The 21786-nt window shown below is 54.6% G+C and carries 22 protein-coding genes; 13 read left to right on the top strand and 9 right to left on the bottom strand.

The annotated features are described in order from the left end of the window. Positions 1–33 precede the first annotated feature (33 nt). Positions 34–1002, bottom strand: coding sequence for a (Fe-S)-binding protein (locus tag IKP20_02360; GenBank protein ID MBR4503801.1), 969 nt, complete (start codon positions 1000–1002; stop codon positions 34–36). Between the two features lie 162 nt (positions 1003–1164). Between IKP20_02360 and IKP20_02365 the strand changes: the two genes are divergently transcribed. The 4 genes from IKP20_02365 to IKP20_02380 all read left to right on the top strand — a co-directional run bounded on the left by IKP20_02365 (position 1165) and on the right by IKP20_02380 (position 6643). Then, positions 1165–1533 (top strand): CopG family transcriptional regulator, encoded by a 369-nt coding sequence (locus IKP20_02365; GenBank protein ID MBR4503802.1) that lies wholly within the window; start codon positions 1165–1167, stop codon positions 1531–1533. A 52-nt stretch (positions 1534–1585) separates the two neighbouring features. Further along, positions 1586–3460 (top strand): hypothetical protein, encoded by a 1875-nt coding sequence (locus IKP20_02370; protein MBR4503803.1) that lies wholly within the window; start codon positions 1586–1588, stop codon positions 3458–3460. Positions 3461–3682: 222 nt separating this feature from the next. Then, complete coding sequence (locus tag IKP20_02375) at positions 3683–4978, top strand: cation:proton antiporter (protein ID MBR4503804.1); 1296 nt, start codon at positions 3683–3685, stop codon at positions 4976–4978. 195 nt (positions 4979–5173) lie between these two features. Further along, the gene (locus IKP20_02380; GenBank protein MBR4503805.1) at positions 5174–6643 is read left to right on the top strand and encodes a bifunctional metallophosphatase/5'-nucleotidase; all 1470 of its coding nucleotides are present in this window, start codon (positions 5174–5176) and stop codon (positions 6641–6643) included. Positions 6644–6731: 88 nt separating this feature from the next. Here the strand turns inward: IKP20_02380 and IKP20_02385 are convergent, their stop codons facing one another. Beyond that, complete coding sequence (locus IKP20_02385; GenBank protein ID MBR4503806.1) at positions 6732–6899, bottom strand: preprotein translocase subunit Sec61beta; 168 nt, start codon at positions 6897–6899, stop codon at positions 6732–6734. 104 nt (positions 6900–7003) lie between these two features. Here IKP20_02385 and lysS point away from each other — a divergent pair, with 104 nt between their 5' ends. The 3 genes from lysS to IKP20_02400 are packed head-to-tail and all read left to right on the top strand — an operon-like array spanning position 7004 to position 9937. Further along, positions 7004–8557: a lysine--tRNA ligase gene (gene lysS / locus IKP20_02390; GenBank protein MBR4503807.1), complete on the top strand. Its 1554-nt coding sequence runs from the start codon at positions 7004–7006 to the stop codon at positions 8555–8557. A gap of 53 nt (positions 8558–8610) precedes the next feature. Further along, positions 8611–8793 (top strand): hypothetical protein, encoded by a 183-nt coding sequence (locus IKP20_02395; GenBank protein MBR4503808.1) that lies wholly within the window; start codon positions 8611–8613, stop codon positions 8791–8793. A gap of 4 nt (positions 8794–8797) precedes the next feature. Further along, positions 8798–9937, top strand: coding sequence for an HD domain-containing protein (locus tag IKP20_02400; GenBank protein MBR4503809.1), 1140 nt, complete (start codon positions 8798–8800; stop codon positions 9935–9937). On the opposite strand, the gene serS is transcribed toward IKP20_02400, so the two are convergent. The 4 genes from serS to IKP20_02420 all read right to left on the bottom strand — a co-directional run bounded on the left by serS (position 9938) and on the right by IKP20_02420 (position 12883). Beyond that, the gene (gene serS / locus IKP20_02405; GenBank protein MBR4503810.1) at positions 9938–11209 is read right to left on the bottom strand and encodes a serine--tRNA ligase; all 1272 of its coding nucleotides are present in this window, start codon (positions 11207–11209) and stop codon (positions 9938–9940) included. After that, entirely contained in the window at positions 11202–11510 is a 309-nt protein-coding gene (locus IKP20_02410; GenBank protein MBR4503811.1) for a YhbY family RNA-binding protein, read from the bottom strand. The genes serS and IKP20_02410 overlap by 8 nt, the downstream gene beginning before the upstream one ends. Next, on the bottom strand, positions 11507–11827 hold the full coding sequence (locus tag IKP20_02415; GenBank protein ID MBR4503812.1) for a ribonuclease P protein component 4: 321 nt from the start codon (positions 11825–11827) through the stop codon (positions 11507–11509). Before IKP20_02415 ends, IKP20_02410 begins: the two co-directional genes overlap by 4 nt. 66 nt (positions 11828–11893) lie before the next feature. Continuing rightward, on the bottom strand, positions 11894–12883 hold the full coding sequence (locus IKP20_02420; protein ID MBR4503813.1) for a hypothetical protein: 990 nt from the start codon (positions 12881–12883) through the stop codon (positions 11894–11896). Positions 12884–13093: 210 nt separating this feature from the next. Here IKP20_02420 and IKP20_02425 point away from each other — a divergent pair, with 210 nt between their 5' ends. The 6 genes from IKP20_02425 (at position 13094) to IKP20_02450 (ending at position 17150) form a co-directional block, all read left to right on the top strand. Next, a complete protein-coding gene (locus IKP20_02425; GenBank protein MBR4503814.1) occupies positions 13094–13612 on the top strand; it encodes a 50S ribosomal protein L16 in 519 nt (172 codons plus the stop codon). Continuing rightward, positions 13613–14599: a diphthamide biosynthesis enzyme Dph2 gene (gene dph2, locus IKP20_02430; GenBank protein ID MBR4503815.1), complete on the top strand. Its 987-nt coding sequence runs from the start codon at positions 13613–13615 to the stop codon at positions 14597–14599. It begins immediately after the preceding gene. A gap of 149 nt (positions 14600–14748) precedes the next feature. Further along, positions 14749–15390: a methanogenesis marker protein Mmp4/MtxX gene (gene mtxX, locus IKP20_02435; GenBank protein MBR4503816.1), complete on the top strand. Its 642-nt coding sequence runs from the start codon at positions 14749–14751 to the stop codon at positions 15388–15390. A gap of 2 nt (positions 15391–15392) precedes the next feature. Beyond that, on the top strand, positions 15393–15869 hold the full coding sequence (locus IKP20_02440) for a 6-pyruvoyl tetrahydropterin synthase family protein (GenBank protein MBR4503817.1): 477 nt from the start codon (positions 15393–15395) through the stop codon (positions 15867–15869). Next, complete coding sequence (gene queC / locus IKP20_02445) at positions 15866–16537, top strand: 7-cyano-7-deazaguanine synthase QueC (protein ID MBR4503818.1); 672 nt, start codon at positions 15866–15868, stop codon at positions 16535–16537. The genes IKP20_02440 and queC overlap by 4 nt, the downstream gene beginning before the upstream one ends. Continuing rightward, complete coding sequence (locus IKP20_02450; protein ID MBR4503819.1) at positions 16524–17150, top strand: radical SAM protein; 627 nt, start codon at positions 16524–16526, stop codon at positions 17148–17150. The genes queC and IKP20_02450 overlap by 14 nt, the downstream gene beginning before the upstream one ends. A gap of 21 nt (positions 17151–17171) precedes the next feature. Here IKP20_02450 and IKP20_02455 read toward each other — a convergent pair whose 3' ends face one another. The 3 genes from IKP20_02455 to IKP20_02465 all read right to left on the bottom strand — a co-directional run bounded on the left by IKP20_02455 (position 17172) and on the right by IKP20_02465 (position 21737). Continuing rightward, positions 17172–20465 (bottom strand): leucine-rich repeat domain-containing protein, encoded by a 3294-nt coding sequence (locus tag IKP20_02455; GenBank protein ID MBR4503820.1) that lies wholly within the window; start codon positions 20463–20465, stop codon positions 17172–17174. Between the two features lie 112 nt (positions 20466–20577). After that, positions 20578–20916 carry a NifB/NifX family molybdenum-iron cluster-binding protein gene (locus tag IKP20_02460; protein MBR4503821.1) on the bottom strand — a complete coding sequence of 113 codons (339 nt, stop codon included), beginning with the start codon at positions 20914–20916 and terminating at the stop codon, positions 20578–20580. After that, positions 20913–21737: an Mrp/NBP35 family ATP-binding protein gene (locus IKP20_02465; GenBank protein MBR4503822.1), complete on the bottom strand. Its 825-nt coding sequence runs from the start codon at positions 21735–21737 to the stop codon at positions 20913–20915. The genes IKP20_02460 and IKP20_02465 overlap by 4 nt, the downstream gene beginning before the upstream one ends. Positions 21738–21786: the final 49 nt, after the last annotated feature.

Raw genomic sequence — 21786 nt, forward strand, 5'->3', positions numbered from 1 at the left:
ACGTTAATTTAGAATGAAAGTAGAACTATAGTTTCACGGTTTTATCTTGTGGTATTCCAAGGTCGTCCAGTCTCCGGCAGACATAGCGACAAGCTCGGCGATATGCACTGTTGGCAGGCCTTCCGGGCAGTCCTCGTATCTTATGAGGCACATCGGGCATCCAACCACGATGAATTCGGCGCCGGCGCATTCCGCCTCGCGCTCTTCCATCAGTTTTTCTGATTGGGGAGAATACTTTCCGCAGCATCCCATTTTCGAGTTCACAACCTTGCATCCCATAGATTCCACGATGGCTCTCATCTCTTTGCCGAATCTCATCGCGGAGCATCCGGGCTCGATGGCGACTTTCACAGAATCGCTGAATTTGGGCAGGGAATCCAAGCGCTCCGCCAGATACGGAATGATGTGGACCGCATCTACACCCGATTCATTCAGATCGTCGCTGCATCCGCAGCATAGGGCTATCAAACTCTTGCCTTTCGCAGCGGCTCCCATTGAGCTCTTGTATCTCCGTCTCTCGAACTCTGTCATCTCGCGGAATTGCGGGGGATGCATGCAGCAGGTATTCCCTTCGAGTTCTCTGCATCCGACACCGATGGCTTTCATGGCTTTGGACGCCGCGTATTCCACATATGGGACTTTGCATTTGACCATGCACCCCGGCATGATGTACGCGTCGTCTCCTGTCCATTCGGGCTTCAACTCTCTTGAGGGGACGTCATCCATGGGTTGGGCATACCCTGTATCCTTGAAAGCCTGGGATACGCGCAGTCCTTTCGCGATGCTGATCAAATCCCTCATGACGGTGAAGGGATCGGTTCTGCGGCAGACTCTGGAGCAATTCCCGCAGGCGATGCATTGGAGGATGTCGCGGTCGTTTCCGATCATGATCTCTTTCGGGTCGCACCCCCCGTGCTTCAGCGACGGGCATACCAGGGAGCATTTCCCGCATCCGATGCATTTCATGCGGAGAGAATCGATCTCATCCTGCAGCGTATTCATGGAGATGCCATCGCGAATCACCGTATAAACTGATGGCTCAGAAAGGCATGGCCGCACACCGCTGTGTTTTGGCCCATCCAAATTATTAATAAAATGGCACGATATTATTAACTCAGAGATTTCCGATGGAATCGGGGGAGTTTTACGATGGGAATAGTCAGCATCTCGTTGAACGATGAGAATCTGGATGCTCTTGAGAGGATTCAGAAGGCATATGGTCTCAGCGGACGGTCAGAGGCGGTCCGCGCATCGATAGGGGCCGCTTTGGCGGATATCCGCGAGATAGAAGAGATGGAAGGGCAGGTGGAGGGGGTTCTCGTCATAGTCCGCAGGAACCACGACGATCCGTGGATGATACGTCTGCAGGCGAAGTATGAGCGGGCCATCAAGACCCAGTTGCATTCGCATCTGCGGGATCACAAATGCCTTGAGGTCATGGTCATCTCATGCGACTCTCCCGATCTCAGCAAAATGCTCCGGGACATCAATTCCGAAGGAAAAGCCGATTATGTGAAATTCGTACGCGGATGAGGTTTACCATATTTTATTAATAAAGAACGTGTTCACCTCCAAGGGGATAATCTTGCGCAATGGGAGGGATGCGATTGAACGTTCCAAATCTATGCTCAGCTTTCTTGGCGGCGCTCTCAATAAAGGCAAGCAGATGCTAGGCGGAGGCATCAGAGAAGGCAGCGCAAACAAAAAGTTTCAGGATATTCTGCCGAATCCGAGCGATTACAAAACTATAAGCACTCCTGCAGGCGACATCTTCACCCACAAAGATCCTTCTGCGGAGATCATTTACCAGACCTTCACAGAAGCTCCTATTCCGCCGGAGACGCAAGTGGTGAAGGATAAATCCACGCAGAAGAAGGATTCCATTTCCAAAAAGGGGAGGGATTACGTCCCCAAAGGCAAAGGCTTCGAGGTCTCCACTCTCTTAGACAGCCTTCCGCAGAGGTCCAGGACTTCAAACTGCGATGACCTGCTGAAGGATGGCAATCCGTTCGCGGAGTCAAAAAAGGCCGATGACGGAAAACTCTCTGCCAATGATCATTCAACCGATAACACTGGCATAAGGAGCGGCCCGGAAATCTCAGACCATCAGGTCTTTTCGGCAGGCGGCACTGCCATCAACGCCACGGCGCAGACGGGGGCAGCGACTAATATGAGAGTCAATCCCGGCCTCTCCAAGATTAAGGACGATGCCGAGGCTGTCCGGAGCGTGCCCACCGAAAAGGTGGAGGCCCCGGCCATTGCGAAGGCCGACGATGAAACCGTCGAGGCCGTGGCTGTCCGGAACGTACCCATCGAAAAGGTGGAAACTTCAGTCATCGATAAAGACGCCGATGAAATCGTCGAGGACACGCCGGTGCCAGCGGCTCCGAAGCCCGATGCTGAGAAGAAGGAAGAGCCTGTTTCGAAGGGTTCTGAATCGATCTGGAAGAAGATGGTCATTCCCAAGCTCAGGACCATATTCTTGCCGGCATCCTGCGGCATCCTCATGCTTTCTCCTCCAACCTCCAATTTCGTCGCGCCAAAGGAAAATGCGCATACGGGAAGGGTGATCAAGCTTGGGCCGGCGGCAGTCATGCAGGCCACTCAAAATGTCATCATAATTGATCCCGTGAAGGTTCCGGACCCCCCTATCAAGGATCCCGGGCTCAATACGGTGAAGCTGACATCCAAGAACGGCGAAAAAGCAGTCGTTCCCGAAGACAGCGACGAGATAATCGTTCCCAAAGATCTCAAGGAAAAGGATCTCTCGAAAGGCAAGGGAGAGGAAAAAGCTACCAAACCTAGCAAACCGCAAAAACCCGTTCATATCAATGGGACAAAGCCTGTGTTGCCGGAAAAGATTCCGACGGATCCGCTTAAGACCGAAAAGACGGACGCAACCAAAGCAATCAAAAAGCATGATGATGGCGCCGTAATTTACCAGACGATCGAGACGATCAAGCTGACGCCTCCGAAGAGACGCAGATGCAAAGCCAACACCGCGCCTCCAAAGAGCATAATAGAGTTGGAAAAGGAACGCATCAAATCGATGACCGAGACGATTAATACCGCAAAGACAGATGACGTCGAGAAACCCAAGGAATCTCTCAACAAGATAATGGCCGACTCCAAGAAGAATGAAGAGGTCTCGAAGAAACAGGCCGAAGTTCCCGAGATCAAGCAGACGCTTCCGGAGGAGGATGCCAAATCTGTCCCCGCCGTATCCGTCGCCAAGCTTCCGCCAATTATAATCGATGACGAGGTCGCCGACATCATGCGCATCGTGGTCCCCGATCTGGATCCTGCGGACATAGTGGAAGAGGATGACTGCTGGGCTTTCAGCGATGGCATAGAGGAATCCATATTTGCCATCCCGAAGAAAGAGAGCTCAGGCGTCGTATTCTCATTCGGCGGCACCGAAGGGGAAGGCTGCGTTCGCTTCAGCTTCGGATGCATGTGAGGCGGGGGAGATCCCCTCGCCCACTAAATCCCTTTTCTGGATCACATTATTGCAAGTCCGACGCGCTGTATGGTGTGATAAACTCGTTCCAGCAATTTTTCGATGCAGATCAGTGCTCCGCAATCACGATCCGCAGTTTTCTGGCATGCGCGGAAAGCCCCTGTTCGCAATCCGCTTGATTTGCCGTAAGAATCTTTTTTATGTTTAACCCAATGCCACAGCATGGAATTCATGCTTCAGCTCCTGTTCACGATGGCGGTGCTGTTCATATGCGCCCGCATAGGTTCCGCCATCGTAAGCAAGTTCGGATTGCCGGGGCTGATCGGAGAGATCGTCATGGGAATCGTGATAGCCAACCTTTCCTTCGGGGATTGGTCTCTGCTCTCCGTTCTCGACATATCCATCCCGGGTCCGGGCGAAGAGGCGACATCGGGAAGCGACGTATATACGGTCATCAAAGTATTCGCCGAACTCGGCGTTATATTTCTGCTGTTCTCCGTCGGTTTGGAGACTAAGGTGAGCGATCTGCTCGGCTCGGGTAAGGCTGCGCTTCTGGCTGCGGTTCTGGGGGTTCTCCTCCCGTTCATGTGCGGGATCGCCATAATAATGGTCATGGATGGCAACATGAACCACGCCTTGTTCATGGGTGCGGCCATGGTAGCAACATCTGTGGGGATTACCGCGCGTATCATCAAAGATATGAAACTGATGGATACCCGCGAGGCGCGCATCATCATAGCTGCAGCGGTCATAGATGATGTGTTGGGGATGATAGTGCTTGCGGTAGTCAATGGGATCGCGGGTTCCGGAGAGATCTCCATCGTAGACATTATTCTCATCACCCTGCAGGCAGTCGCGTTCGTCGTCGCGGTCATACTCATCTGCAAGCACCTGATCCCGAGGATCTACGATTATCGCCGCAGCAAGCATGACAGCAAGGTCAACCAGGGGAAAGTCCCGTATTCGTTCAATAAGCTGGTTCTAGCCATAATCGTCTGTCTTGCGATGTCCGCTTTCGCCGAATTCATAGGTCTCGCGGCGATCATCGGTGCGTTCCTTGCCGGAATGCTGTTTGCGGAGTACGCGTGGGAATGGGACTTAGAGCACAAAGTGGAATCCATTACCACTTTCCTCATATCGTTCTTCTTCCTCAATGTCGGCCTTCAGGTAGACGTCTTTGCGTTGACGGATGTCAGTGTTCTCGTGCTGACGATCATAATCATCGCCGCCGCTCTCCTCACGAAGTATGTGGGATGCGGGATGGGAGCCAAGCTCGGGGACAAAGATCTAGACAAGGATGGAATGAACATCATAGGCGTAGGCATGATGCCCAGAGGCGAGGTCGGAATAATAGTCGCATCGATCGGTCTCGCCAGCGGTGCGATGTCCATGGAGCTTTACGCTGTCGTGGTTCTGATGTCCGTCCTGACGACCATCATAGCTCCTCCCATGCTGTCCAAGCTGTTCAGGAGGAAGTACCAGGAACAGTACAGAATAATGCCGGATGACCGCATCTGATTTTTAATGGGGGAGGGGCCCTCCCCCAGCCTTTACTTAAAAAACGTCTATCATCTTTTTCGAAGCCGAATTCCGTAGGAACGATGCCGGCATCTCGTTTGTCGGCGTCAATACTGATAAATCGGTAGAAGGCCATGCGAATCCGTTGCGCCGCCGCGAACACCGAATCGGCGCATCATATGCAGAGTGATCGCCATGGCCAATCTGAAGAAGCTTACGCTGCTGCATTCCAACGATATGCACGGCGATTTTTTAGCCGAGAACGTCGACGAGAATCTTATCGGAGGGGTCTCCATGCTCTCCGGGTATGTGAACAAGGTCCGCCAGGAAGAGAAGAACGTGATCTATGCCATCGCAGGGGACATGTTCAGAGGCTCCATCATCGATTCGGAATACCGTGGCATCTCAACCGTCGAGATCATGAACCTTCTGGGCCCGGACATAGTCACCGTCGGAAACCATGAGGTGGATTATGGCGTGGCGCATCTGCTTTTCCTCGAGAAATGCGCCGAGTTCCCGATCATCAACGCCAACCTCCACATCAAGACCAACCACAAGCGTCTGTTCGAGCCTTGCCACATCATACAGATCGATGGGATGAAGATCCTTTTCATAGGGGTACTCACCGAGAACGTTTTGGCGCAATGCAAAACCGACGGGATAATCGGGACGTTCATCAACGTCGAGGATGCGGCCGAGGAGATCGGGAGGATCTGCAACACATACAATTCCATCGACATCGACTTCACGGTGCTGCTGACACATATCGGCTTCGAGGAGGACAAGAAGCTAGCGTCCCTGCTCGATCCCGCATGGGGAGTCGACGTCATCATAGGCGGGCATTCCCACACGTTCCTCGAGGAGCCTTTCGTGGTCAACGGCATCCCGATAGTCCAGGCCGGGGTGGGAACGGATCAGATCGGCCGTTTCGACATAACCATAGACACGGACAACAACTGCATCGATTCGTATATCTGGCGCCCTATCCCGATAACATCCGATAATTGTCCCAAAGACCCCTCCATCGACGAGATTCTGGGATCCTACAAATCCCGTACCGACGAGAAATACGGCAGAATCATCACCAAGTTCGTGAGGCAGCTGACGCATCCGACCAGGATAAGGGAGACCGAGCTCGGAGATCTGTTCAGCGACGTCATGAAGGACGCCCTCGGAGTGGACATATTCCTGATGGGTTCCGGAAGCATCCGCAACGAGCAGCTGGGTCCTGTCGTCACGAAAAGGGATCTGCGCGAGTGCTTCCCATACGACGACGAGGTCCACATGATATACGTCACCGGCGCCCAGCTGAAGCACATGATCATGCGCATGCTCAGGGACGAGGTGTGGGAAGGCGCCCACTGCGAGTTCTATCAGCTCTCAAGGGGCCTCCTGGTGGAATACGACCAAGCCACCCATTCATTCCTCAGATTCGAATTCGAAGGTAAGCCTGTCGAGGACCAGGAAGTGTTCAGCGTCGGGCTTCAGCATTTCCATTTCCTGAACATGAAGGATTCCTTCGACATAACTTTGGAGGAGGTAAGCGTCAACCGCAAACCCCGCGTGGTATCCACGTCATGCACGCAGGTCATCGAAGAGGCGCTGCAGGCTGGTCAGCACCAGAATGCGGAAGGAAAAGGAAGGCTTATATTGCACCTTCTGTAAACTTAATGAGGGCTTCTGCCCTCTCTTATTGAAATTGGTATTGTTATCGAAGCCATTCAGAATGGCGGATCGTATCTCGCAATCTGGCTCAGATGGGGGCCAGAGTGTTGGCGAGGAGCACTATGACGGTTGCCGCGATGGCAAGTCCTATGACAGTCCTGGGGCTTATCTTGAGGCCTTTGTCGTCTTCGGTATCGAAGTACCTCATAAGACCTGCGGAAGATTGGAACCCGGTGTCGTTTTTCTTGGAGGCCATGTTCTCCCCCATCAAACGATGGTTATATAATCTTTTGTCGGGCCGTTTCAAGTTTTTATTACCGAAAATCTCTTTTATAAGAGACCGATAGAGGCGCGATTAATATGCACTGGGCAGAGGTTATTGCGGAGAAAATAGCCGATAACTGCGACAATCCGGTTATCGCCACGGGCATCAGTCCCACAGGGATCATACACGTGGGGAGCCTGAGAGAACCGATCACTGGCGAGGCGGTCCGCAGCGCCGTGGAAGCCAAAGGGAAAAAAGCCAGGCTCATCTATCTCATCGATTCCTTCGACCCTCTCAGGGAGTGCTATCCGTTCCTGCCCAAAGAGTATGAGAAATACGTCGGAATGCCGATCTCCAGGATTCCCTGCCCATGCGGCAAGCACAGGAATTACGCCCATCATTTCGTGCAGCCTTTCCTGGATGCCGTCAAATCCCTTGAGATCAACTGCGAAGTCATATGGACCCACGAGCTGTATTCCGAGGGGAAATTCACCAAGTGCATCGACGACGCGATGACCAAGAGGGAGGAAGTCGTCAAGATTCTCCATGAGGTCACGGGGAAAGAGGAGAACAACAATTACGCCCCGTTCAAGCCGGTCTGCGAGAAGTGCGGAAGGTTTGCCGACCCTGTTTTGGACACTTACAAGTTCCCGACCGTGGAGTACTATTGCAAATGCGGTTTCCACGGATTCTGCGACATCAGGACCGGAGAGGGGAAGCTCACTTGGAGGCTGGAATGGCCTGCAAAATGGACCATTTTCGGCACATCGGCCGAACCGTTCGGAAAGGACCACGCGGCCGCCGGCGGGTCCTACGATTCCGGGAAGAGGATCGTTTCCGAGATCTACGGCGGCGAAGCGCCCATACCAATCCCATACGAATTCGTCCAGCTCAAGAACGGCGGCGGCGTCGTCCAGATGCACAAGTCTAAGGGATGCCCGGTCACCGGTCTCGACGCGATCCAGATGACTCCTCCTGAGGTCCTCAACTACATGTTCCTAAGGGTCCTGCCGTCAAGGACCATCGATTACGACTACGGCATGGGAATCCTGGATATGGCTGACGAGTATGACAGGATGGAGCAGAAATACTTCGCAAAGGAGTGGAAGGAGAGCGAGGACAACACGGTCAGGGCGTACGAGATAGCCCAGCACAACCATGTTCCCGCCAAGATGCCCATCCAGGTCCCGTACAGGCATCTGGTGAGCATAGTCCAGATGACCACGAATTTCAAGGAGGTTTTGGACGTCCTTTCCAGGAATACCAGCTTCCAGGGCGCCACGGATGAGGACATCAAGAGGCTCTGGCGCAGATGCGAATGCGTCAAATTCTGGCTCAACGGTTTCGCGCCGGATGCGGTGAAGTTCACCGTCCTCCAAACTGTCCCGAACACGGATTCCATATCCATGAACGAGAAGATATTCTTCCAGGCGTTGGTCGAGAGGATGAACGACTGCAACTGGACCGCCGAGGAGATAAACGACATAATCTCGGAGAAGTCCAAGAGCACCCCCATCGGATCCAAAAGCGCTTACGCTTCCCTGTACAGGATTTTCATCGGCAAAGACAGGGGCCCGAGGCTGGGATTCTTCCTGTCGAGCCTGGACAAGAAATTCGTCATAAACAGGCTGGTCCAGGCCAGCGTCTGAAACCTATGGGCCTTAGGGCCCCTTATTATATCATACGTGCCGATTCCCCTGCCATGGACAGAAAGCTGCTCTCTTTGGTTCTGTGCGTCGCGGGGTTCGTCATAATGCTCGCCACAGGCGTGGCATACATGTTAAACTCCATCGGAACGTCCATCCCATTCATCATAGGGATGGCGGTAATGATAGCGGGATACGCTATGATGGTGATGGACAGCAGGGAACATGCGTCGAGATGATCCTATGCCGGCGCTGAACGCGAACATAATGTATCTTTTCTTCGAGTCGGCGAACATGCATCGCTGGAACGACCATATCCGCCCTCTGGATCTGACGGAATTGGATAAGCAGGCCCATAAGGCCGCCATAGCCTGGGTTCTGGGGAAGACCGAGGAGAGCGCTGGGAATCCGGTTTCCTGGAGGAAGATCATCGAGAATACGATGTTCTCGTTCATCCAAAGGTCGGTCCTGACCGATCTCAAGCCTCAGGTATTCTACAAGATAACGCAGGAGAAATCCGCAGAGGTGAACGCGTTCATCATTTCCGAGGTCCGCCGTTCGGTGCCGGATTTCGATTCGGATCTGCTCTCGCGTTTCGAGGAGTTCCTCGGCTCGGATCAGAAGTCCCTCGAGGACGACATCATCCGCGCCGCACATTATCTTGCCACCCGCTGGGAGTTCGAACTGATATACGAATCCAATCGTTCCCTGTACGGGATAGACCAGACCCGCAAGGAGATATCGCAGCAGATAGGGCAGTTCATCCATCTCAAAGGCGTCAGCGAGATCCTCGCCGAAGGCCATCCTTACGATTTCATAGACCTCGTAGGGCAGCTCAGATTCCAGCAGCGCTGGGCGAGAACCCCCCGCATCCCCAGGACCTCTGTATTGGGGCATTCCCTGATGGTGGCCGACGCCATGTATCTGGCCGACGTGGACGCCAAGGAAGACGAGAGGACCGTCTACAACGACTTCTACACCGCTTTGTTCCACGATCTCCCCGAGGTCCTCACAAAGGACGTAATCTCTCCGATAAAGGCCAGCATAGGCGGCTTGGAAAGCATCCTCCAGGAATATGAGCACGAGCAGATCGACAATGTGATCATGCCTCTTCTCAACCCGGATTGGAGGGACGAATTCAGGTTCATGGTATACGATCCGTTCCATGACGAGGAAGGCGGGAGATTCGGCAGAAGGAAAGGCTACGACATCAAGACGTGCGACCTTTACGCCGCATACATGGAAGCCATGATATCCCGCAGCTACGGCGTGACTTCGAACTCTTTGGCCCAAGGGGAGACCCAGCTCCGCGAAAAACTGATGTCAAGGAAAGGTTTGGATGCCAAGGCCCTCGTGGAAGGCCTCGGCAAGATGCAGATCTGATCAGCGCCTGCCGATGGTCTCTTGGCCTCTCATGTAATGCCTGAGGACTTCAGGGACCGTCACGGTGCCGTCTTTGTTCTGGTAGTTCTCCAGGATGGCGACCATGGTCCTGGGCAGCGCAAGCCCGGATCCGTTGAGGGTATGCACGAACTCGCTCTTGAGGTGGGGTTCGGGCCTGTATTTTATCCTGGCTCTTCTGGCCTGGAAGTCGGTGAAGTTGGAGCACGAGGATGCCTCCAGCCACGCGTCCTTTCCGGGGGCGTAGAGCTCGAGATCGTAGCATTTGGAGCATGAGAAGCTCATGTCCCCGGTGCACAGCAGGAGCACCCTGTAAGGAAGCCTGAGACCGTTGATTATGTCCTCCGCATTCTTCCTCAGCTCTTCGAGCCTGGCGTAGGAGTTCTCCGGCAGGACGAAATTGACCATCTCCACTTTGTTGAATTCGTGGACCCTGATGATTCCCCTGGTATCGGCGTGCTTGCCGACTTCGCGCCTGAACGACGGAAGATACGCGGTGTAGTAGATGGGAAGCTGGGATTTCTCGAGGATCTCGTCCTGAAGCAGGTTGGTGACGGGAACTTCTGCTGTAGGGTTGAGGAACATGTCGTCCCTCTCCAGGTAGTACATGTCGTCCTTGAGGTTGGGGTACTGTCCGGTCCCGATTACGGCGTTCTTGTTGACGATTACCGGCGGGAAAAGCTCGGTGTATCCCTGATCCTGATGGGTGTCGAGGAAATAGTTGATGAGGGCGCGCTCGAGCCTGGCTCCGTCGCCTTTCAGGCAGTAGAATCCGCTTCCGGCGACCTTCGTCCCGCGCTCGAAATCGATGATGCCCAGGTCTTCTCCGATTTCCCAGTGCTCCTTGGGCTTGAAGTCGAACTTCCTCCTTTCCCCGGCTTCGTAAACTACGACGTTGTCGTTCTCGTCCTTTCCGATGGGGACGGATTCGTGGGGGATGTTGGGGATGTTGAGGACGCATTCCTGCCTGATCTCCTCCAGCTCCGCCATCCTGTCGTCATTCTTCTTGATGCTCTCGGACACCTCGCGCATCTCGGCGATCTTGGCGTCTTTCTCGTCTCCTTTGGGCATCTTGGAGATCTGAAGCGAGACCTCGTTCCTGATCTTCCTCAGGCGGTTGTTCTCTCCGGTGAGGTCCCTCCATTCCTGGTCGGCCGCCAGGAATCTGTCCAGAATGGCATCGTCTTTGTTTCTGTTCTTCAGCATCGACCTGATCTTCTCAGGTTCCGCTCTAATAACGTTCACGTCAAGCATCTGTGCACCTTCGGAATTTCTTCTGGCATAGGGAATTCCATGTCCTTTTGTCTGTGAGGACTATCATGCCTCCGCGGACGTCCACGGCAACGGAGTCTGTGGCCTCTTCGATGGACGAGGCCATGGATCTGGTATCTTCGTCCCTGGACAGGACCTTTACCTTTATCAGGCGGTTCTTTTTGAGCTGGTTCTTTATCTCTTCGAACAGCCCCTCGTCGAGTCCGTCCTTTCCGACATGGACGGTAGGGCTCAGATCGTTGGCCCTCCTCATGAGTTCCTTTCTTGCGTCCTTTTCCGTCATTTCCTCTGCTCCTTCAGATATGGCATGCGCTTTATCGCGCCGCATCTCCCGCATGTTGTTATCAGCCTGTGGTCCGACAGCCTCACCGTGCAGTTTATCCCGGGCATCATCGGCAGGAGGCAGCCTTTGCAGAAAGGCCTGTCTTTAGGCATCCTTACGCGGGTCTTCATGCCGATGGCCCTTGCGATCTCCACGTACCTGCGGGCGCGGTCGTCCCTTCCCATGCGAACGGCCTCTTCCGAAAGGTCAAGCAGGCGCTTCATGCGCTCGGCGCCTATTTCGGATAGAGCCTTCTGGGAAAGGTGCCTTTTCGACATGGCAAACAGTCCAGCCGACGGCGCATAATCTATAAAAAGAGTTGCCGGACGAATATCCCAACGTTTTCATTCGACCGGCAGGAAAGTCAGCAGGAAGTCTCTGTTATCCTTGGCTTCGCCCACGAGCTCTCTGTCGCTTTCCACGTACTGCTCCCATAGGAACGCGAAATATTCGTGGAAGGAGCATACGCATTCGTCCCATGACTGCTTTGCTATGTCTATGCCCAAAGGCGGGTAGGATATCATCCACATTTTTGAGGATGGGACATAGGAAGGCGTGGCTTCCACCGCGCTGAGGAGCGGGATGTCTTTCTTGGAGGTGATTATCCTGCTGAACGAGACCTTCCTGATCGTCGAGAATCTTTCGACGCCGCTCAGCGAGAGCAATTTGCCCCCGTAGTTTCTGCTCACGTTTCCGCGAAGCCAAACGAGCCCCATTTTCGACGCGTTCTCGGCGGCGTCTTTCGTCATGCTCTTGGAGAGCGTCATAGGGACTTCATTGCGGGAGTTTCTGAACGTCCAATGTCCCTTGATCTTCGGGTCCGCCGAAACGATCCCGAGGGCTATCCAGCTGCAGGATCCGCTTATGATGTGCTTCGACAGATACTTGCGATCGAGATTCCTGAATTCCCTTTGATAGCCGGGCGCTCCATAGACCAGCGTGTATCCGGCTATGTGGTCGGTCAGCGCTATGAGATCGGAAGCCACGGCGCTGCGCTCGAACGGATCCTTGAATTTGTCCTCCATCCATGTTCCCGTGGCGCCGGTGCCAAGGTAATCCAGGGTACCGCCCAGCATCGCGAGAGCGTCTTCCACGATGGTTTCGGATCCCGCTTCCGCCAAGGATCCCAGCCCGTCGCTGGAAGAGCCGCCGATTTTGAGGGTGAATTTCTCCAACAGTCCTTCTGGTATCTCATTTTGGAGCCACATTTCGGATCTGATCATCGATCTTCCGATGTCAGTGATGAGTTTTTGGACGTCGACCATGGTTTGGCCCGCCACCGCTATTGGGACCTGCCCTTCATCCGAAACGACGCTGAAGACGAACTGTTGCATATCGGCTAGGTAATATGCGACTGACTAATTAGCATTGGCGGTCTGGTTGCATCTGAAGGCGGTCCGAAATGATGTATAGAAGCCTATTCTGCCATTTTATCTGACGAAACTATTATATTGAGGGTGATAATGGCACCTCATTAGTCAGGGCAGCAGCTTTCTGATCAGCAAGCCGCCGACCCATGACGCATTCCAATCAAGGTGGTTTAAATGGTTAGAAAGCCCGCATCAATGTACAGGCAAATCAAAGGACAGGCGTACACCCGTCGCGAATACATGGGAGGAGTCCCCGCGAGCAGGGTAAGCCAATACGAGATGGGAAACCTCAGGGCTGATTTTCCCGTGACCCTCACTCTCAGGGTGGAGAATCGCGTCCAAGTCAGGCACATCGCCATCGAAGCAGGCCGTATCGCAGCCAACAAGGTGCTCAACTCCCAGGCTGGGACGGCAAACTACCACATGACGGTCAGGGCATACCCCCACGTCGTGTTGAGGGAGAACAAATTGGCTACCGGCGCAGGAGCGGACCGTGTTTCCAGTGGAATGCGCCAGGGATTCGGCAAAACTGTTGGTACTGCGGCCAGGCTAGAGCGCAACCAGGCGATTCTGACCGTGCGCGTGCCCGCAGAGAAAGCTGCCGTCGCCAAGGACGCTCTCTGGAGAGCCTCAATGAAGTTCCCTTCCCCCTGCTATATCGACGTGGAGAAAGGGGCCGACCTCATAAGGTAAATGTTCGATTTCGAATTGGACCGCGCTTCGGCGTGGATAAGCGGCGGAGGATTCTCTTCCGTCGCCCTCCAACTTCCCGAAGGCCTGAAAATCCGGGCCACGGAGATTTCTGAGAAACTGTTTTCTGAGACGGGCGCCGAGATTATCATTGCCGGACGCCCCTGTTATGGCGCCTGCGATCTGATGGATTACAGAGGCATAGCCGATGCGCTAATCCATTTCGGGCACTCGCCGATACCTTCCCAGGGCGAAGACCCCAACGTCCTATACATAGAGGCGCGCTCGGACGCGGACATAGATGCTTCCGTCATGGAAAAACTGGCTTCCCTTCCGAAAAGGGTCGGATTGCTGGCTACGGTCCAGTATCTGGGTCTGATACCCAAGATGAAAGGGATTCTGGAAGGTTCCGGCAGGGAGGTTCTGGTCGGAACCGGAGACAGGCGCATCTGCCATCCCGGGCAGGTGCTGGGATGCAATTGCACAGCGGCGGAATCGATCTCAGATGGCGTCGATGCGTTCCTTTTCATCGGGGAAGGCGATTTCCATCCTCTTGCCGCGGCTTTCGGCATGACTCAGCAGGTTCTGGTCCTCAATCCGGTCACCGGAGAGGTCCGCGATATGGCCGAGGCGAGAGACAGGATCCTCAGGAAGAGGTTCGCGGCGATACAGAGCGCCTCCCAAGCCCAGACGTTTTTGGTGATCGAATGCTCCAAAACGGGGCAATGCAGATCCGAAGAGGCTTCCAGGATCGCTGAAATGCTTCGTTCCCATGGGAAAACGGCATTCAAGGTGATTTTGGAGGAGGTAAATCCGATGTCGCTGATGGCCTACAGGGCAGACGCATACGTGAACACGGCATGTCCCCGCATAGCCATGGACGATGCCGCGAGATACGATCGCCCTATGCTTACGATCCCGGAGGCTGAAGTCCTACTGGGTGAAAGGCAATGGGGAGGTTATGAATTCGATCAGATCCGTTCCCCGTAAACCATTCGATTGGCTCATTTTTATAGATGAAAAATAATAGGCTGGGCATGTTCACAACCGAGACGCTTCTGAATTCGGATCTCCCGAAAGTCCGCGTCGGCATCGGCCGCGGGACGGATAGGGGATGCATAGAGAGAAGCGTTGCCGCCATGGATGGGTATGACATAACGATTTACGACGATCCCGGCGAGCTCACCGACGATTTCATCTCAGGAAATCTGGAGGCTGCGATACGCGGGGATATGTCTTCCTCAGTCCTTTTGCCTATGGTCAGGGACGGTCTGGGTCTCAGACGCATGGAAAGGGCGGCGTTCATGGAGCCCTACAACAAAAAGATGTTCATTCTCGCGCCCGTCGGCATAGACGAGGGGTGGAAGGACGAGCAGAAATTCACGATAGCCAAACGCTCGGCGGATCTGGCTAAGAAGGTCGGCATGGGAACCAAGATAGGCATAATGTCCGGCGGAAGATGCGAGGACGTAGGAAGATGCCAGGTTGTGGACAAATCGATCGAGAGCGCCTGCAAAGTGGCCAAGAGGCTTTGCGACAGCGGCTATGACGCTTATCACTGCCAGATTCTGATAGAGAACGCGGTGGACGAGGCGGACATCATAGTCGCCCCCGAGGGAATCACCGGGAACATAATCTTCAGGACGCTGCATTTCATTGGCGGCGTGAAGGCTCTGGGCGCCCCCGTCGTCAACACCGACAAGAATTTCATAGACACGTCGCGCGCCAAAGTGGATTACAGGGATTCGCTGGCGCTCGCGATGATCCTCACGGAGGATTGAACATGTTGCTGGAGATAGACGGAGGTTATTCCGGGATCAGGTTTTCCGCATGCCATTTCATACCGAGGCACGAGAAATGCTCCAGGCTCCACGGCCATTCGTACATAGTCCGCCTCAGGTTGGAGGGGGACAACGGCCAAGACGGGATGATAATGGATTTCGTCGTTCTGAAGAAGGCTCTCAGGGCTATGATCGACGAGATGGACCACAGAACGCTCCTGCCTGCGAAATCCCCTGAAGTCAGGATCAAAGAGGACGGCGACTCCGTCGAGGTGGTGAACGGATGCAAGCGGTATGTCTTCCCGAAGGAGGATGTCGCCATGCTCGACGTGCCCACCACCACTGCCGAAGAGATGTGCAGGATGATGGCTCTGCGTCTTGTGAAAGGTATAGAGTTCCCGCCCAACGTTCGTTCCGTATCGGTCGGTCTCGATGAGGAGAGAGGCCAGACGGCTTGGTATACGGAGGAGCTCAGATGAAAGCCGTGGTCCTCCTTTCCGGAGGATTGGATTCGACCACAACTCTCGCTCAGGCCATCGCAGACGGATGCGAACCAACGGCCCTGAGTTTCAGATACGGCCAGAGGCACACCAAGGAGCTGGTCTCCGCCGAGAACGTATGCAAGCACTACGGCGTCCCGCACGTCGTGATAGACATGGATCTCAGCCGGTTCCGTTCCGCCCTCACGCGCCCGGACATAGACGTCCCTCTGGACCGCGAGGGAGAGCTGGACAAGGACATACCGATCACATACGTCCCCGCCAGGAACATAGTCTTCCTGAGCGTGGCTGCGGGCCTCTGCGAGTCCATAGGCGCCGATAGGATTTACATCGGAGCAAATGCCGTGGACTACTCGGGATACCCGGATTGCCGCCCCGAATTCTTCGAGGCATATGAGCGCATGATCAATATAGGCACGAAGGCCGGCGTCGAAGGCCATCCGATAAAGATCATGACTCCGATTATGCACGATTCAAAAGCCGACATCGTCCGCAGAGGGAAGAAGCTGAACGCTCCGCTGCATCTGACGTGGTCGTGCTACAACGGCGGCGAGAAGGCCTGCGGACATTGCGATTCCTGCCGCCTCAGGCTCAAAGGCTTCGCCGAGGCCGGATACAAGGACGAGATTGAGTATGAGGATATGTGAGATCTTCAGGTCCATCCAGGGCGAAGGCCTGATGATGGGGATTCCCACGACCTTCGTGAGGACCGTCGGCTGCAACCTGCGTTGCTCCTGGTGCGATACCCAATATTCCATGTCCGGAGGGACGGAGATGACCTTGGACGAGATCATGGAATCCGTAGGGGATTCGAAGCACGTGTGCGTCACCGGAGGGGAGCCCATGATCCAGCCAGATATGCCGGAGCTGCTACGCAGAATGGTGGCTGCCGGGATCCAGATCGTTTTGGAGACGAACGGGGCCGCAGACCTGTCTCAGGTCCCTGAAGACCCTCTCATACTGATAAGCATGGATGTCAAGTGCCCCTCCTCCGGGATGTCGGAATGGATGCTGCCGGGCAATCTCAGGTTCTTATCCAAGAAAGATCAGATCAAATTCGTGGTGAAGGACGACGCTGATTTCGATTATGCCGTCAATTTCCTTAGGGAGAATCCTGTGGATTCCAATCTGATCTTCGGCCCCGTTGGAGGCACAGGCAAGCTGGAATGGCTGGTCTCCCGCGTCTTGGACTCAGGGTTGGACGCAAGGGTTCTGCCCCAGCTCCATAAGATAATCTGGGGGGACCGCAGGTCGGTCTGATCCCGCCCAAGTTTTATGTCTTCACTTCACCAGACGCAGGTATCCTCCGACCTTCGAGAACGAATGTCCTGTGAGGTTTTCGGGCGAAACCGTCAAGGCGTTACCTTGTGTGTCCTGGAACTTCAGCCCGTAGAACGCGTTGTTACCGACCATCGACAGCCCATCTGCGAATGTGATGGACTCTATCGGTTTGCATCCTGAGAAAGCGCTGGTTCCGATGTATTTGGTCGCTGATAAGTCGATGCTCCTAAGGGAAACGCATCCGGTGAACGACCATCCTTTGATTTTGAACGCCGATATCGACGCGGTCTTGAGGGAGACGCAATTGGCGAACGATTTGGTCCCGATCTCCGCCAGATTGTCGAGGCTTACAGATTCCAGGGCGCTGCATCCATAGAACGCTTTGTCCCCGAGGGAAGAGACGTTTCTGAGGTCTGCGCTCGCGAGTGATGTGCATCCGGAGAACGCGCTGGTTCCGATGGAGACGGACGAGGACAGATTGACGGCCCACAGAGAAGCGCATCCGGTGAAAGCCCAATCTCCGACCTTCGTCGGCGTCCCTATCACCGCCTTCAGTTCGGGGCAGTTCGCGAACGCCTTGAGCCCGATGTCGTAGACGTTCCCGATGTCCGCGAGAGTCAGTTTGGAGCAGCCATAGAGCGCCTTCGTCCCGATGGAAGTGACCTTCAGTTCGATGCCTCTGACGTATACGGTCTTCGGAACCGTGATGGACGTGGGGGTGCCGGAATATCCGGTGACCGAAGCGGTGTTTTTCCCTGTGACGGTGAACACCAGTCCGCCGGAAGTCATTTTGTCTCCGGTCTTCGGCAGGTCCCTGAGCGTTTTGCCTCTCAGCTCAGACACTGTCTGCTGGACGGTTTTCCCGCTCTCGTCGGTGAACGCAGTGCCATAGAAGGCGTTGCTGCCGACATACGACAGATTCTTCGAGAATGCGGCGCTCCAAAGCTTGCATCCGGAGAACGCACTGGCTCCGATGTATTCGGCGTCGGAGATGTCTATTTCCTTCAGGGAAACGCAGCCAAGGAATGCCCATCCCCCGATCTTCTTGGCGGACATGGCAACCGATGACAGCGATGAGCAGTTGGCGAAGGCTTTGGTTCCCACATCTTTCAGGCCGCCCAGATCTATTGACCTCAGGGAAGAGCAGCTATAGAATGCCTTCTCGCCCAGACTTGCGAGGTCCTCTGAGAGCTTGGCGGTTGTCAATCTGGAGCATCCGGAGAACGCGCTGGTGCCGATGGTCTCAACAGAAGGCGCATCGACTTCGGCCAGGTATGTGCAGCTCATGAATGCCCAGGCTTTGATCTCCTTGACGCCGGGCATGTCCGCGGATCTCAGCGATTGGCATCCGGCGAAAGCCTTCGATCCTATCTCTTTAACGCCCGCGCCCAGAGTTATGGATGTTATCCCTTCGCCCATGAACGCTTTTTCGCCGATCCCGATGATGGAATATTCCCAAAGCATATACAGGATAGAAGACGGGATTTCGACGGCTCCGGAGATTCCCTGCTTGCATCCGACCGCGATGGCTGTCCCTTTCCCGACCACGGAATAGCGTATGTCGCCCCAGGTGAAGGATGATATCTGCGGCGAGGACCCGTTCACTATGTATGTGATATGCGCGGTCTTGTTCGCATAATTGTCGAGGAAATTGAGCGAAGCGGCTTTAGAGGTGGTGTACACGTTCAGATAGGTTGTGACTTCCTTCCTCGTTTCGGCATCATATCCGACATAAAACGCATGATTCTCGATTTTGCATCCGTCTTTCGGTTCGAAAATCATGCTTCCCAGATTATTGCAGCCGTAAAACGCATAGTATCCGATGCGGGAGACGGATTTCCCTATCTTGGCGTACTCCATCGAGGAGCATCCGTAGAATGCGCGGTCGCCTATCGTCTCCGTGGAATCCGGGATCGAAATCGAAGCCAGCGATTTGCACCCATAGAAAGCGGATTCGCCGATGGTTTTGACGGAGGACCCGATGCTTACCGAAATCAGATTCGAGCACCCGTAGAACGCCCCTATGCCTATGGACGTAACGGTGTCGGGAACGTAATAGGATGTCGCCTTTTTCGCTTGGGGGTAGATGATCAGGGATTTGCCATCGCGGGTCATCAAGACGCCGTTAGGGGCCTTGTACGCCGTGTTGTCGGGGCTCACCGAGAAAGACTCCATCCCTGTGCATCCTTCGAACGCATGCTCCCTTATCGCGATGACGAGGCTGGGTATGTGGAACGAAGTGATCAGCTTGCATCCGGAGAACGCATACGTTCCGATCGTTCTGACGGATTTGCCCAGGGTGACGCCTCTGAGCGAAGAGCAGCCGTCGAAAGCGTGGCTTCCTATCGTTGTCACAGAATCCGGGATGTAGATAGATGGGAGCGATACGCATCCATAGAAAGCGGAATCGCCTATCATGGTGACCGAGCAGCCCATGGTTATCGAGGACAAGGATTCGCATACGCTGAACGCAGATGCGCCGATGCGCGTAACCGTATCCGGGATAGAAACGCGGGACATGGATTTGCACTCGAAGAACGCGTAATCCCCTATGGCCGTCACGCCGTTCGGTATGCTGATGGAAATCAATGACGGGCATCTGCTGAACGCGTAGTTCTTTATCTCGGTCAGCGACGCGGGAATATTGGCCGATGCCAGCGAGGAGCATCTGCTGAACGCATAGGTCCCGATGTAGGACACCGAATCGGGGATGCTGATGGAGTAGAGGGTCGCGCACCCATAGAAAGCGTAATCCCCTATCGTTTTCAGGGAACCGGGAAGAATAACGGACCGCAATGATATGCATCCGCTGAATGCGTCGTTCCCTATCCCCGTCACGGAATTCGGAATCGTTATCGATGCCAAGCTTGGGCAGCCGTTGAACGCATGATATTCTATGCCGACCAAGGAATCGGGGAGTTTCACTGTCCTCAGAGAGTCGCATCCATAGAATGCATAGCCCCCAATTGTTGTCACGGAATCGCCTATAAGGACTGAGGTCAGGGAATCGCACCCATCGAATGCGTAGGATCCGATGGACGTTACGCGGTACGTTCTTTTGCTGAACTCGACCGAGGACGGTATCTCAAGAGTCCCTGAAGGCTCTTTCTGATATCCGATCACGGAAGCATTGACGCCATCGGAGCTTTTGTATTCCAGCCCTTCGGAATTGAATGTCACAGCTCCGTCAGTATCAATCGTCGTCGCGAACAGCATCGCCGCCAGAGCGACCGCCAAAGATGCGGCGAACATCAGGCATCTGGCATTTTTCCTCAGGTTTTCCGTGGCGTTCATAGCGTTTCGCCACCCCATGGCGCTCACCAAAATTAAGGGTTGGGTGGCGGCTATGATTATTGAGGTTTATTGCGGGGGCAGACCCGCGGGAATCGGGCGGGGAGAACGCCGTTCAGATGTCCCCGTCCCTTCCGCGGCGCCTCATGTAATCGCGCACGCACTCTTCCACGGTCCCGTCCTCGTCCGCGGACACGCGTATGCCCGCTTTCTGAAGGATCTGGATCCCGTGCATGCCAATCCCTCCGGTCAGGACGGCGTCCACGCATCCGAGGGAAACGATGGCTTCCGCCACGGCGACCCCGGCCCCCGAGGGCGAATCCATGAATTCGTTGGCTATTACCCTGTAATCCAGGCTTTCGGAGTCCACCAGAAGGAAGAAAGGGGCATGCCCGAAGTCGTCCGCTATGTACGAATCCAGGCTTTCCCCCTCGGAAACGGCTATTATCTTCATTCTACCGTCTTGATGACTTTGTCGGCGATCTCTTTGAAGGCTTTGGCGGACGGCGAGTCGGGGTATCCGAGGACTATCGGAACTCCTTTGTCTCCGGAATCCACGATGCCGGGCTCTATCGGGATGCGGCCGAGGAACTGGGCGTTCATCTCTTTGGCGGTGGCTTCCCCTCCGCCGGTCTTGAAGATGTTCGTGATCTCGCCGCAATGGGGGCAGACGAACCCGCTCATGTTCTCGATTATGCCTATGATCGGAATCTTGGTCTCCGCCCCGAAGACGAGGGATTTCCTGCTGTCCAGAAGGGCGACGTCCTGAGGCGTGGTGACGATGATCATCCCATCCGCCTTGGGTATGAGCTGGACGATGGAGATGGCTTCGTCACCGGTTCCCGGAGGCATGTCTATGACAAGGTAATCGAGTTCGCCCCAGTTCACGTCCTCGATGAACTGTTTCACAGCACCCATCTTCACGGGTCCGCGCCACATTACGGGGGTATCTTTGCTCTGGAGAAGGAAAGCCAGAGACATGAGCTTGATGGACGGGGGTATCTCCACCGGGATGAGCTTCCCGTTCTCGACGTTGAGCTGATCGTCTTCGGCGGCGAACATCTTGGGGATGTTGGGCCCGGTGAGGTCCAGGTCCATTATCCCGGTTTTGTATCCTTTCATCGAGAGGGTCATGGCCAGGTTGGATGAGACCGTGCTTTTTCCGACCCCTCCTTTCCCGCTCATGACGATGATGACGTGCTTGATGTTCCTAAGGGTGTCTTGGAGGGCAGTCTCTTCCTGTATGCTCTCCTCGGTAAGCATCGGTTGCGGCATTTAGATAACCTCTGGGCAACCTTATGCGCGATGCATCTTTTAAGATTGC

This window comes from Candidatus Methanomethylophilaceae archaeon (genome assembly GCA_017524805.1).
Classification (GTDB): Archaea; Thermoplasmatota; Thermoplasmata; order Methanomassiliicoccales; family Methanomethylophilaceae; genus Methanoprimaticola.

Bases quoted from the DNA above. Each gene is read 5' to 3' on its own strand.
- IKP20_02360 (MBR4503801.1), bottom strand. From the start codon at position 1,002: ATGAATACGCTGCAGGATGAGATCGATTCTCTCCGCATGAAATGCATC.
- IKP20_02375 (MBR4503804.1), top strand. From the start codon at position 3,683: ATGGAATTCATGCTTCAGCTCCTGTTCACGATGGCGGTGCTGTTCATA.
- IKP20_02380 (MBR4503805.1), top strand. From the start codon at position 5,174: ATGGCCAATCTGAAGAAGCTTACGCTGCTGCATTCCAACGATATGCAC.
- IKP20_02385 (MBR4503806.1), bottom strand. From the start codon at position 6,899: ATGGCCTCCAAGAAAAACGACACCGGGTTCCAATCTTCCGCAGGTCTT.
- lysS (MBR4503807.1), top strand. From the start codon at position 7,004: ATGCACTGGGCAGAGGTTATTGCGGAGAAAATAGCCGATAACTGCGAC.
- IKP20_02395 (MBR4503808.1), top strand. From the start codon at position 8,611: ATGGACAGAAAGCTGCTCTCTTTGGTTCTGTGCGTCGCGGGGTTCGTC.
- IKP20_02400 (MBR4503809.1), top strand. From the start codon at position 8,798: ATGCCGGCGCTGAACGCGAACATAATGTATCTTTTCTTCGAGTCGGCG.
- serS (MBR4503810.1), bottom strand. From the start codon at position 11,209: ATGCTTGACGTGAACGTTATTAGAGCGGAACCTGAGAAGATCAGGTCG.
- IKP20_02410 (MBR4503811.1), bottom strand. From the start codon at position 11,510: ATGACGGAAAAGGACGCAAGAAAGGAACTCATGAGGAGGGCCAACGAT.
- IKP20_02415 (MBR4503812.1), bottom strand. From the start codon at position 11,827: ATGTCGAAAAGGCACCTTTCCCAGAAGGCTCTATCCGAAATAGGCGCC.
- IKP20_02420 (MBR4503813.1), bottom strand. From the start codon at position 12,883: ATGCAACAGTTCGTCTTCAGCGTCGTTTCGGATGAAGGGCAGGTCCCA.
- IKP20_02425 (MBR4503814.1), top strand. From the start codon at position 13,094: ATGGTTAGAAAGCCCGCATCAATGTACAGGCAAATCAAAGGACAGGCG.
- dph2 (MBR4503815.1), top strand. From the start codon at position 13,613: ATGTTCGATTTCGAATTGGACCGCGCTTCGGCGTGGATAAGCGGCGGA.
- mtxX (MBR4503816.1), top strand. From the start codon at position 14,749: ATGGATGGGTATGACATAACGATTTACGACGATCCCGGCGAGCTCACC.
- IKP20_02440 (MBR4503817.1), top strand. From the start codon at position 15,393: ATGTTGCTGGAGATAGACGGAGGTTATTCCGGGATCAGGTTTTCCGCA.
- queC (MBR4503818.1), top strand. From the start codon at position 15,866: ATGAAAGCCGTGGTCCTCCTTTCCGGAGGATTGGATTCGACCACAACT.
- IKP20_02450 (MBR4503819.1), top strand. From the start codon at position 16,524: ATGAGGATATGTGAGATCTTCAGGTCCATCCAGGGCGAAGGCCTGATG.
- IKP20_02455 (MBR4503820.1), bottom strand. From the start codon at position 20,465: ATGAACGCCACGGAAAACCTGAGGAAAAATGCCAGATGCCTGATGTTC.
- IKP20_02460 (MBR4503821.1), bottom strand. From the start codon at position 20,916: ATGAAGATAATAGCCGTTTCCGAGGGGGAAAGCCTGGATTCGTACATA.
- IKP20_02465 (MBR4503822.1), bottom strand. From the start codon at position 21,737: ATGCCGCAACCGATGCTTACCGAGGAGAGCATACAGGAAGAGACTGCC.